The 13,349-nt window shown below is 68.9% G+C and carries 2 protein-coding genes; one reads left to right on the top strand and one right to left on the bottom strand.

Annotated elements, in window-relative coordinates:
* The first annotated feature begins 115 nt into the window (after window positions 1–115).
* Window positions 116–1,048 carry an esterase/lipase family protein gene (locus PSS76_RS06610; RefSeq protein WP_013416893.1) on the top strand — a complete coding sequence of 311 codons (933 nt, stop codon included), beginning with the start codon at window positions 116–118 and terminating at the stop codon, window positions 1,046–1,048.
* Window positions 1,049–1,127: 79 nt separating this feature from the next.
* Here the strand turns inward: PSS76_RS06610 and PSS76_RS06605 are convergent, their stop codons facing one another.
* The gene (locus PSS76_RS06605) at window positions 1,128–13,325 is read right to left on the bottom strand and encodes a non-ribosomal peptide synthetase (RefSeq protein ID WP_337456065.1); all 12,198 of its coding nucleotides are present in this window, start codon (window positions 13,323–13,325) and stop codon (window positions 1,128–1,130) included.
* Window positions 13,326–13,349 lie beyond the last annotated feature (24 nt).

Here is a 13,349-nt window from a genome sequence, read left to right as displayed (position 1 = left end):
CCCCGGAGGGCGAATGTGCGCTTCGTCTGATATTTGTTTCAGTGAGTTCAGAGGGTTGGGTTTCCGTCCGCTGTGCTTCATCCCTCCCCTTTTTCTGTTCTCCAGGAGCATCCGCATGGCTTTTCGGCGGCGCCCGGCAGCGAAATTCCTCGCCGCCGCGGCCGTGGTCCTCTTCGGCGCACTCGGTTTCCCACCGCCCGCCGCGACAGCAGATCCCGGACCGGGCCGGGCCGACCTGCCGGGGGCGTTGACGTCCGCCCCTCCCCCCGGCGCCAACGACTGGAACTGCCGCCCCGGCGCAAGGCACCCACGCCCGGTGATCCTCGTCCACGGCACCGGCATGGACATGGGCAGCTGGGGCGCACTGTCCCCCGCACTGCAACGCGAGGGATACTGCGTCTTCGCCCTGGACTACGGCCTGGCGACGGGCGCGTGGGGTCGCGGTGACATCCGTGCCTCGGCCCGTGAGCTGGCGGGCTTCGTCGATGCGGTGCGGGCCCGGACCGGCGCCGCACAGGTGGACGTCGTCGGCCATTCCCAGGGCGGGACGATGACGCGGCAGTACCTGCGGTTCGAGGGCGGCGCGGATCCGAGCGATCCGTCACGCAACAAGATCCGCAGGCTGGTGATGCTCGGCCCCACGACGCACGGAACGACGTTCGGCGGTCTGCAGACCTTCGTCGACGCCTTCACGTCGCTTCGACTCACCGACGAGCCGACCAACGAATGGCTCGCCGGTCTGGGTTTCGGGCTCGCCTCGTACCAGCAGATGATCGGATCGAAGTTCCTCGCCGCCCTCAACGCCGGCCACGAAACCGTGCCGGGTGTCGAGTACCGGGTCATCGCGTCCCGAAGCGACACGGTCGTCACGCCGCCCGAAGGGTCGTTCCTGGTCCCGGGCCCCGGGTCGTCCGTCCTCAACGAGTGGATCCAGGACAGTTGCCCGGCGGCGAACGTCTCGCACGTGGGACTGCTCGACGATCCGCGTTCGATCTTCCTGGTCAGGCGCGCGCTCGACCCGAGCCTGCCCGGCGCGGTCCCCTGCTGACGGGTCCCCGGCCGCCGTCGACGGCGTGAACACACCGGTGGCCGCTCCTCCCGAGGAAGGAGCGGCCACCGGTGTCCGTTCAGCGACGCAGGTACCGGTCGAGTGCCGGTCCGACCACTTCGAGCGCGGTCGGTGACAGCAGCTGCCGGTGTCCGGCCGCGACCGGTACGACTTCGACCGATCCACCGACGGAATCGCGCCAGCCCGCTGCGCCGTCGGCCTCTCCCATGTCTGCGCTGAAATACAGCAGATCTCCGTCGAAGTCACCCGGACGGTAGCGGTCGAGGAGACCGAACGAGTGCGCGATGCTCTCGACGATGCGTTCCCAGTCCGCGCCGGTGATGCGGTCGAACGGCGCCGGCAGTCTGCGCAGGATGGTGTCGACGCGCTCGGGATCCAGCTGTCGGAGCGCGACGTCGCCACCGGCGAGTTCGGCCGCGAAATCACCGAGTAGGTCGGCCAGCGAGGGGTCCTCGTGCTCGGCGACGCCCGTCTCCGGATCGGCGACATGGCTGTCGAGCATGGCGAGGGTCTGCACCGTCTCGCCCATGTCCCGTAGCTGTACCGCCATGGCGTGGGCGATCGATCCGCCGAGGGACCAGCCGACGAGGTGGTAGGGGCCGCTCGGCTGGATCCGCCGGATCCGGTCGACGTACAGCGCCGCCCATTCCTCGATGCTGGCGGGAAAATCGACGTCCTCGCTCAGGGCGGGCGACTGGATGCCGTAGATCGGACGGTCCTCGTCGACGTACCCGGCCAGACCGGCGAAGCTCCACGACAGGCCGGTGACCGGGTGGAGGCAGAACAGTGGCTCCGACGTTCCCGAGGCCCGCAACGGCAGCACCACACCGAGGCCGGCGGTCTCGTCGTCGCCGCGGTCCGCGTCGGCGTGTGCACCGGATTCGATCCGCGCCGCGATGCTCTCGACCGTGGGCTCGACGAACATCCACTGCAGCGGCAGCGGGACGCCGAGAGCGTCGCGCAGCGCGGCCACGACGGTCACCGCGACGAGCGAGTTGCCGCCGAGGTCGAAGAACTCGTCGTCCAGACCGACGTCGTCGACCCCGAGGGCATCGGCGAAGGCGCGGGCCACGGCCTTCTCGACCGGCGTCTCCGGAGCCCGGAACTGCCGCGGCTCGACCGCAGGGGCCGGCAGCGCCTTGCGGTCGATCTTGCCGTTCACGTTCAACGGGAGGGCCTCGAGTTCGACGAACACCGACGGCACCATGTAGGACGGCAGGCCGGCCGCGAGGTCGGCCGCAAGTGCGGCGGTGCCGATCGGCGCGGTGCCCGCCGGCACGATGTACGCCACCAGCCGGTCGCCGGATCGGCCGTCGTTACGCACGATGACGGCCGCTTCGGCAACGTCGGGGTGCGCCCGCAACGCGGCCTCGATCTCGCCGAGTTCGATGCGGAATCCGCGCACCTTGACCTGGAAGTCGGCGCGACCGACATAGTCGAGGGTGCCGTCGGTGCGCCATGCGACGACGTCACCGGTGCGGTACATCCGCTCCCCCGCCGGACCGTAGGGGTCGGCGACGAATCGGTCGGCGGTCAGCGCCGGGCGACCGAAGTAGCCGCGCGCCAACTGGGCGCCGGCGAGGTACAGCTCACCGGGCACACCGACGGGGACGGGCCGCAGTCTGTCGTCGAGGACGAGCAGTCGCGTGTTCCATTCGGGGCCGCCGATCGGTACCGCGGAGCCGGTGGTGTCCGCGACGCGCTGCGCCGTGACCGACACCGCGGCCTCGGTGGGCCCGTAGAGGTTGAACAGCTCGGCGGTGCCCGCCGCCACGAAGCGGGCGGCGGTGTCGGCGGGCAGCACCTCGCCGATCGCGAGGACCCGGCGCAGCGACTCGGGCAGCCGGTCTCCGGACTCGACCAGCAGCGCCTGCAGCATCGAGGGCACCGCGTGCAGCGTGGTCACCTTCTCGCGGCGCATCAACGAATCGAGGTAGCCGGGGTCGCGGTGGCCGTCCGCGGTGGCGACGACTAGTCGTCCACCGGACGTCAGCGCCGACCAGAACTCCCACACCGACAGGTCGAACGTCGCCGCGGTTTTGAGCAACGCGGCATCCGAGGCGTCCAGGCCGTATTCGGCGCGCTTCCATTCCAATTGGTTGACGATCGCCGCGTGGCTGACGGCGACGCCCTTGGGCCGACCCGTCGAACCCGACGTGAAGATCACGTAGGCGGTGTTCGCAGGTCGCAGCGGCGACGTGCGTTCGCGATCGGTGATCGGACGGCCGTCGTGCTCCGTGCCGTCGATCAGGTCGACGTGCAGCACGGGCAGGTGTGCAGGCGTCTCGACATCCTCGCGGGAGGTGGCCAGCACGCAGACCGGCTGCGCCGTGTCGAGGATGTAGGCGGTGCGGTCCGCGGGATGGTCCGGGTCGATCGGCACGTAGGCGCCACCGGCCTTGGCGACGGCGTACATGCCGACGATCAGGTCGACCGAGCGCCGCATTGCCAGCGCGACACGGGATTCCGGTCCGACGCCCATCCCGATCAGGCGACGCGCCAAGCGGTTGACCCGCGCGTCGAACTCCGCGTAGGACAGTCGTTCCCCCTCGGCCACGACGGCCGGGGCGTGGGGGGCGGCCGCGACCTGGGCGTCGAACAGGTCGACCAGTGTGAGGTCGTCGGCGACCGGATGCCGGGTCGAATTCCACCGGTCGAGTACCTGGTCGCGCTCGTCGGCGTCGATCATCTCGAGGTCACCGACCGAGACCGACGCATCGGCGACGACACCGCGCAGGATGCGGGCGTACATCTGCGCGAACCGGTGGGCCGTCGCCTCGGTGAACAGGTCCGTCGCATACGTGAAGTCGACGCTGAAATCGGCCGGTTCGCCGTTCGCGTCCACGTTGTCGACGATCGTGGCGTGCAGATCGAACTTGGCGAGTTCGAAGTCGACGTCGACCGGGGCGACCGCGAGTCCCGGAAGTTCGAGGACCTCGTTCTTCATGTTCTGGAAGGAGAAGCCCACCTGGAAGAGTGGGTGCCGGGCCCGGGAGCGGACCGGGTTGAGGACCTCGACGAGACGCTCGAACGGAACATCGTCGTTCGCGAAGGCGTCGAGGTCGGCTGTGCGCACGCGTTCGAGCAGATCGCCGAACGACTCCGCGAGGTCGACCTCGACCCTCAGGGCGAGGGTGTTGACGAACATGCCGATCAGGTCGTCGAGCGCGGACTCACCGCGGCCCGCCACCGGGGTGCCGACCACGATGTCGCCGCTGCGCGACAGCCGCGCCAGCAACACCGCCAAGGCCGCGTGCATGACCATGAACGAGCTCGCACCGTGCTCGCGGCCCAATTCCACCAGGCCGCGATGTGTTTCGGCGTCGACCGAGGCACCGACGGTGGCGCCGGTGTACGACTGCACGGCCGGCCGCGGCATATCCGTGGGCAGATCGAGCTGATCCGGGATGCCGGCCAGTCTCTCCTTCCAGAAGGCGATCTGCTTCGCGATCACCGAATCCGGATCGTCCTCGGAACCGAGAGTCTCGCGCTGCCAGACGGCGTAGTCCGCGTACTGCACGTCCAGCGGAGCCCATCCGGGCGCGGCATCGGACGCTCGCGCAACGTACGCGGTCATGACGTCTCGAACCAGTGGCCCCATCGACACGCCGTCCGCGGAGATGTGGTGCACCACGAGCGCCAGCACGTACGACGACGGCGACAGTTCCAACAGACGCACCCGCAGCGGCACTTCGGCCGTCACGTCGAACGCGGTCAGCGCGATCGCGCTCAGCCGCTCTGCCAACGAATCGGCGCCCACCTTCTCCGGACCGAAGTCCCAGTCGGCCACCACATCCTCGACGGGGAGCACCGACTGGTACCCGACGCCGTCGTGCTCGGGATACCGGGTGCGCAGCGCGTCGTGCCGCGACACGACGTCGACGACCGCCTGGCGAAGGGCCTCGACGTCGAGGTCTCCGGTGAGCCGGACGGCGATCGGAATGTTGTTCACCGCAGACTCGGGCTCGAGGCGATTGAGGAACCACATGCGCTGCTGCGCGAGCGACAGTGGGATCCGGCCGTCGTGGGTGCGCGCCACGAGTGCGTGCCGGACCGCTCCGGTGAACGATTCCAGGCGTGCCGCAAGGGCTTCCACGGTGGAAGCATCGAACAACTCGCGGACGGGGACCCGGGTGCCGAGGGCCGCCCCGAGCCGGGCCACGAGCTTGGTCGCGACGAGCGAGTTTCCGCCGAGATCGAAGAAGTCGTCGTCGAGGCCTGCCCGGTCGACTCCCAGGACGTCCACGAACGCCCGCGCGACGAGCTCCTCCGTCGGGGACGCCGGGGCCCGGAAGTCGCGTGCCTCGAAGTTCGGTGCCGGCAGGGCCTGGCGATCGAGCTTGCCGACCGCGGTGAGCGGTACCTCGTCCAGGACGATTATCGACGCGGGCACCATGTACGACGGCAGCAACGACGCCACATGAGCGGCCATCGTGTCGACGTCGACCCCGTCGGCGAGAACGTACGACACCAGCGCGGTCTGCCCGGACGGCATGGGGTGGCCCACGGTCGTCGCGAACGAGACGCCGGGGCAGTCCGTCAATGCGGCGTCGATCTCGCCCAGTTCGATCCGGAAGCCCCGGACCTTGACCTGGAAGTCCGAGCGGCCGACGTACTCGATCGACATGTCGGTGGCGCCCGCCGCTTCTCCACTCGGCGACGCAGTCCACCGGACGACGTCACCGGTGCGGTACATCCGTTCTCCCGCAGCGCCGTACGGGTTGGCCACGAAGCGGTCCGCCGTCAGCGCGGCGCGACCGTGGTAGCCGCGTGCCAGCGCGCCGCCCGACAGGTACAGCTCACCGGCGACGCCACGGGGCACCGGACGCAACCGGGTGTCGAGGACGAGGGCTCCCACACCGGGAACGGGCCCGCCCACCGTGACGGGCTTGCCTGCGAACAACTCTCCTCGCGTCGAGATGATCGTGGTCTCGGTGGGACCGTACGCGTTGAAGAACTGCCGGTCGGGCGCCCAGTTCCCGACGAGTTCGGTGGTCGACGCGTCGCCACCCACGGACAGCAGACGCAGATCGTCGAGGCCCTCGGGGTTCATCGATCCGAGAACGGCGGGCGTGATGATCGCGACGGTCACCTTGCGCTCGGCGAGCAGAGCATGCAGCTCCTCTCCGCCGAGGATCGTCGGGGGAACGACGACGAGCTCCGCACCCGCCGCCGCAGCGACGGCCCACTCGAACACGGACGGATCGAAACTCGGCGAGCAGATGTGCAGCACACGATCCGATGCGGTCACCGAGTACAGCTCGACGGACTGATCCACCAGACCCGACAGACCACGGTGCGTCACCACGACGCCCTTCGGCCTGCCCGTCGATCCCGACGTGTAGATCACGTAGGCGGCGTGATCGAGCAGCAGGGGCCGGGTCCGGTCTCCGTCGGTGACGGGTGCCGCGGAATGCCCGGCCTCGACGGCGGACCGTTCGAGGTCGTCGAGCGACCACCACGAGACCGCGTCCGGCAGATCGGTGATCGAGTCGGCTACGGCGATACCCAATGCCGCAGCCGAGTCCGTCACCATGTGTTCGATCCGGTCCTCCGGATACGTCGGGTCCACCGGCACGAAGGCGGCGCCCGTCTTCGCGACCGCCCACACGCACAGCACCATCTCCCAGGAGCGAGGGAACGACAGAGCGACGACGCTCTCCGGTCCGATGCCCCGACCGATCAGCTCACGCGCGATGACACTCGAACGCTCGTCGAGGTCCCGGTACGTCAGTGCGATGTCGCCGCAGCCGAGTGCGGGAGCGTCGGGATCGGCGGCCACGTTGCGGCCGAGAATCTCGGTGAGGGTCTCAAGTCGCGCCACCGGCGGTCCGGCGACGGTGGTGAGGGCCGCGAGTTCGCGATCCGAGAGCAGCGCCGCGTCCCCCACCGGGACCGAGGCGTCGGAGACGAGCGAGTCGAGCAGCCGCACGAATCGTTCGCCGATCGAGACGACGGTCGGTGCGTCGAACAGATCGGTGGCGTAGGTCATTCCGATCGACAGTCCTGCGCGATCGGAATCGGCGTCGACGACGTCCGAGACGGTCACCTGCAGATCGAACTTGGCGAGCGCGATATCGAAGTCGACCCCCGACGCGGTGACCCCGGGCAGTTCCAGGGCCTGTCCCGCCACACCGCTCTGGAACGCGAGCGCCACCTGGAACAACGGGTGCCGGGCCTGTGAGCGTTCGGGATCGAGAATCTCGACGAGCCGCTCGAACGGGAGGTCGGCGTGCTCGAAAGCGGCCAGGTCGGTGGACCGAACCTGCGCGAGCAGATCGGCGAAGGACTGCCCGCCGTCGATCTCGGTGCGCAGGACCAGCGTGTTCACGAACATGCCGATCAGGTCGTCGAGCGCGGCCTCGCCGCGGCCGGCGACCGGCGTGCCGATCGCCACGTCCGGGGTACCGCTCAGCCGCGCGAGCAGCACCGACAGCGCCGCGTGCACCACCATGAACGGCGACGCCGCGTGGGCCTGTGCGACGTCCTCGATCCGGGACCGGAGATCGGCATCGATCGAGAACGTATGCGTGGCACCGCCGTTGGATGCGACGGCGGGACGCGGACGGTCCGACGGCAGGTCGAGCTGGTCGGGAAGTCCGGCAAGCGCGGACGTCCAGTAGGCGACCTGTCGCGCGATCACCGAGTCCGGGTCGTCCTCGCTGCCGAGGACCTCACGCTGCCACAGCGCGTAGTCGGCGTACTGCACGTCGAGCGGCACCCAACCGGGGGCCTCTCCCCGACTGCGGGCCGCGTAGGCCGTCATCACGTCGCGCGCGAGCGGGCCCATCGAGACCCCGTCGGCCGCGATGTGGTGCAGCACCAGGACGAGTACGTACTCGCGGGAGGACAACGCGAAAGCTCGTGCACGGACCGGGATTTCGGCGGTGAGGTCGAATCCCTCGAGCGCCCACTCCTCGATACGGCCGACCAACGTGCCCTCGTCGGCCTGCTCGATCCCGAGATCGAAGTCGACGGTGTCAGGGCTCAGGATCTGCTGGCTTCCCACTCCGTCGACGTCGGGGAACACCGTGCGCAGCGACTCGTGGCGGGCAAGGACGTCCCGCACCGCCAGCGCCAGCGCCTCGGTATCCACATCGCCCGACAGCCGGATAGCGAGCGGAATGTTGTTCACCGCGGACTCGGGATCGAGCCGGTTGAGGAACCACATGCGCTGCTGCGCCAACGACAACGGCACCCGCTCCGGCCGCGGACCCGCGACGAGCGCCTTACGCGCACCCGCACCCGCAAGCAACTGCACCCGCGCGGCAAGGGCCTGCACCGTCGACGCATCGAACAACACCCGCACCGGCACCTGCGCATCGAGCGCCGCACCGAGACGCGCGGCGACCTGAGTCGCGACCAGAGAGTTACCGCCGAGCGCGAAGAAATCGTCGTCCAGACCCACCCGATCCACACCGAGCACGTCCGCGAACACACCCGCGACAACCTCCTCCGCCGCAGTCGTCGGAGCCCGGAACACCGTCGCCTCGAACACCGGCTCCGGCAACGCCTTCCGATCCAACTTGCCCGACGCATTCAACGGAAACGCATCGAGCACCACGAACATCTGCGGCACCATGTACGACGCCAGACGCTCGGCCAGCACAGCCTTGACCGCCTGCTCGTCGACCGCGGCCCCGGACACCGGCACCACATACGCAACCAGCTGATCATTCCTCACCAGCACCACCGACTGCGCAATCGACTCCTGCGCCAGCAGCGCCGTCTCGATCTCCCCCAACTCGATCCGCAGACCACGCAACTTCACCTGGAAGTCCGTGCGGCCGATGTACTCCAACTCACCCGAACTGGTCCACGTCACCAGGTCGCCCGTGCGATACATCCGCTCACCGCTATCGGAGAACGGGTTCGCCACGAAACGATCCGCCGTCAAATCCGCACGCGAAACATACCCGCGCGCCAACTGGACACCCGCCAGATACAACTCACCCGGAACACCCACCGGCACCGGACGCAAACGCCCATCCAGCACGAACAACTGCGTGTTCCACACCGGCCCACCGATCGGCACCGACGCCACATCAGCCGCAGTCACCTCGTGGAACGTCACATCCACCGCAGCCTCCGTCGGGCCATACAAATTGTGCAACGCCGCACCCGGCACCACATCCCGCAGCCGCGCCGCCGTCGACGCCGGCAACGCCTCACCCGACGCGAACACCAACCGCAACGAACCCACCCGGCCCACAGCCGGCTCCGCCACGAACACCGACAACATCGACGGCACGAAATGCGCGACCGTCACACCACACTCGACCATCACCCGCACCAAATACGCCGGATCCCGATGCCCATCCGGCAACGCAACCACCAACCGCGCACCCACCTGCAACGGCCAAAAGAACTCCCACACCGACACATCGAACGTGAACGGCGTCTTCTGCAACACCACATCCGCCGCAGCAAGCCCATACTCCGCCTGCATCCACACCAGACGATTCACGATCGCCCCATGCCCGACAGCCACACCCTTCGGCCGACCCGTCGAACCCGACGTGAAAATCACATACGCAGTGTTCGAACCACGCAGCGGCCCAATGCGATCCGCATCCGACACCGGGGCAGACGAGAACCCGGACACATCCACGTCGTCGAGAAGGACAACAGGGACAGACCTCTGCCCCGCAACCTCGAAACCGTCTCGCGACGTCGACAACACCACCGCCGGCGCAGCCGTGTCCAGGATGTAGCCGTTGCGCTCCGCGGGCTGATCCGGATCCACCGGAACGTAAGCCCCACCGGCCGCGAGCACCGCATACATGCCCACCAGCAGATCCACCGACCGCCGCATCCCCAGACCCACCAACGAGTCCGGCCCCACACCCTCCGCAATCAGCAACCGCGCAGTACGCCGCACCCGCGACGCGAACTCCGCATACGACAGCGCCTCACCCTCGAACACCACCGCAACCGCATCCGGCGTCCGCGCCACCTGCGCCTCGAACAGATCCACCAACGTTGCGTCCGGCACCGCCCGCGACGTCGCGTTCCACTCCCCCACCACCAACGACCGCTCGACCTCGTCCAGCAGGTCGATGTCGCCGACGACCCCCGACGGACGAGTGACCACCGAGTGGAGGATTCGCGCGAACCGGTTGCCGAAGATGCGCATGGTCGACGCGTCGAACAGGTCCGTCGCGTAGGTGAGTGCAACGGCATAGCCGGACTCGGCCCCGGACTCGAGAACCGTCACCTGCAGATCGAACTTCGCTGCAGCGGAGTCGAACTCGACCTCCGAAACGGCGAGGTCGCCGAGGGTGAACTCGGCATTCCCGAGGTTCTGGAACGTGAGCATCACCTGGAACAGCGGATGCCGCGCCTGCGAGCGCGCCGGGTCCAGAATCTCCACCAGCCGCTCGAACGGCACGTCCGCATGCCCGAACGCGGCCAGATCCGACGACCGCACCTGCCCGAGCAGCTCCTCGAACGACGCACCCGGTTGCACGTCCGCACGCAGCACCAGGGTGTTGACGAACATGCCGATCACATCGTCGAGAACAGCCTCGCCACGACCCGCGACCGGCGTGCCGATCGCGATATCCGACGTCCCACTCAACCGCGCCAACAGCACCGACAACGCGGCATGCACCACCATGAACGGCGTGACGGAGTGTTGGCGAGCGAACTCGTCGACAGCTCGGGACAGGTCTGCGTCGAGTGCGAACCGATGCGTGGCACCGTGATTGGTCGCGACCGCGGGGCGCGGGCGGTCGGTCGGCAGATCCAACTGGTCGGGAAGCCCGGCGAGCGCCTGCTTCCAGAACGAGATCTGCTGCGCCAGCACCGAGGTGGGATCGTCCTCGGCACCGAGCACTTCCCGCTGCCACAGCGTGTAGTCCGGGTACTGCACCGCGAGTGGTTCCCAACCGGGGGCGACTCCAGCGGAGCGAGCGGCGTACGCCGCCATGACGTCACGGGTCAACGGGCCGATCGAGAAGCCGTCGGCGGCGATGTGGTGCACGACGAAGACGAGCGCGTGTTCGGTGGGCGACACCGCGAACAACGCGGCCCGCAACGGGATGTCGGCGGTGAGGTCGAAACCTGCCCCCGTCAACGCAGCGACCCGCTCGAGAAGATCGTCGGCAGCGACGGTGTCCACCGGCAGCAGCTCGCCGATCTCGGCGGCCGGCCGCACCACCTGGTACCCGACACCGTCGACGGCGGGGAAGACGGTGCGCAGCGACTCGTGGCGTTCCACCACGTCCGCCACAGCCGCCCGCAGGGCCGGTACGTCGAGAGCTCCGGTCAACCGGATCGCGACCGGAATGTTGTTCACCGTCGAGTCGGGCTCGAACCGGTTCAGGAACCACATCCGCTGCTGCGCGAGCGACAGCGGGATCCGGTCCGGGCGCGGCCCGGCCGTGAGTTCCTTGCGCACAGGACCTGCGGAGTCTGCCCGGATCCGGGCGGCGAGCGCCTCGACGGTCGAGGCCTCGAACACCGCCCGCACCGGAATCTGGGCCCGGCCCGCCGCCGACAGGCGGGCGACCACCTGCGTTGCGATCAGCGAATTGCCGCCGAGCTCGAAGAAGTCGTCGTCGCGGCCCACCTGATCGACACCGAGAAGGTCGGCGAACACCGTCGCGACGAGTTCCTCGTCGCGGCCGACCGGCGCGCGGAACTCGCGCGCCTCGAACACCGGCGCGGGCAGCGCCTGGCGGTCGAGTTTGCCGACCGGAGTCAGCGGAATCTCGTCGAGCAGCATCACCGTGGTCGGCACCATGTGCCGAGGGAGCGATCGGCCGACGAACTCCGGGAGCGCGGACGTTTCGAGCGTACGCCCGGGGACGGCGCGGACGTACGCGACGAGCACCTTGCCACCGGCACCGGATTCGTGCGCGACGACGGCCGCGAAGTCCACGTCCTCGTGCGCCGCGAGGACCGCTTCGATCTCGCCCAGTTCGATGCGGAATCCGCGGATCTTGACCTGGAAGTCGGATCGGCCGACGTATTCGATCTGCTGGGAGGCGTTCCACCGCACCACGTCGCCGGTCCGGTACATGCGAGTGCCGGGCTCACCGAACGGGCAGGCGACGAATCGTTCGGCGGTGAGTGCCGGTCGATCGTGGTAGCCGCGGGCGACGCCGGGCCCCCACACGTACAGCTCGCCGGCGACACCGGCGGGGGTGGGCCGCAGCCGGTCGTCGAGCACCGCCAGCGACATGCCTCGGGTGGGCCCACCGATCGTGATCGGTTGCCCGGGGACCAGCGGATCGGAGATGGCCGTCATGATCGTCGTCTCGGTCGGGCCGTACCCGTTGAAGAATCGACGACGCGGGTCGGCCCACCGCGACACCAGGTCCGGCGGGCACGCCTCGCCGCCGACGACGACGTCGAGGAACGTGTCGAGGCCTGTCGGGTCCACCGATGCCAGCGCTGCGGGCGTGACGAATCCGTGCGTGACCCGTTGCGCTGCAATGAGTGCGGCCAGTTCCTCGCCGCCGTAGACCGTGGGCGGGGCGATGACCATCGTCGATCCGGAACCGACCGCGAGGAGCAGTTCCAGGACCGAGGCGTCGAAGCTCGGCGAGGCGAAGTGGAGGGTGCGCGATTGCGGCGTGAGGTTGTACCGCTGCACCTGCTCGGCGCAGAAATCCGCGAGACCGGCCTGGGTGACGACCACCCCCTTCGGCCGCCCGGTCGAACCGGAGGTGTAGATCACGTAGGCCGCGTCGGCATCGGTCAGGGTTCGGGTCCGGTCTGCGAACGAGATCGGCTCCGACGAGTGCTCGGCCAGGACACGGTCGAACTCGTCGTCCAGGATCAGCCATTCGACGGAATCGGGGAGAGAGTCACGAGCCTCTGTGGTGGTCAGGCCGAGCACGACCCCGGAATCCGACACCATGTGGGCGACACGGTCGGCCGGATAGTTCGGGTCGATCGGCACGTAGGCTGCGCCCGACTTCGCGACGCCCCACACCGACGACACCGACTCGATCGAGCGCGGTACGGCGACGGCAACGGCGTCTCCTGGTCCGATGCCGCGTTCGATGAGGACCCGGGCGAGACGAGACGACCAGGCGTCGAGGTCCGCGTAGGTGCGGGAGCGGTCCTGGTAGACGAGGGCTGTCGCCGACGGGTCGCGTTCGACCGCCGACGCCAGCAGCTGCGGCAACGTCCGCGATCCGGAACGAGGGCGGCGCGCAGGTCGTTCCCTGCGCGCCGGACGCGGACGCCGCGCCCTCTTGTTCTCGTTGCCGTCAGTTCCCCGCTCCCGACCCAGCTCACTCATGCGTTCGGAACACCTCGGGTATCG

This window comes from Prescottella sp. D32, from assembly GCF_037287305.1.
Lineage (GTDB): Bacteria > Actinomycetota > Actinomycetes > Mycobacteriales > Mycobacteriaceae > Prescottella > Prescottella equi.
The sequence above is the reverse complement of the archived record's forward strand: the minus strand, read 5'-3'. Positions and strand labels throughout refer to the sequence as shown.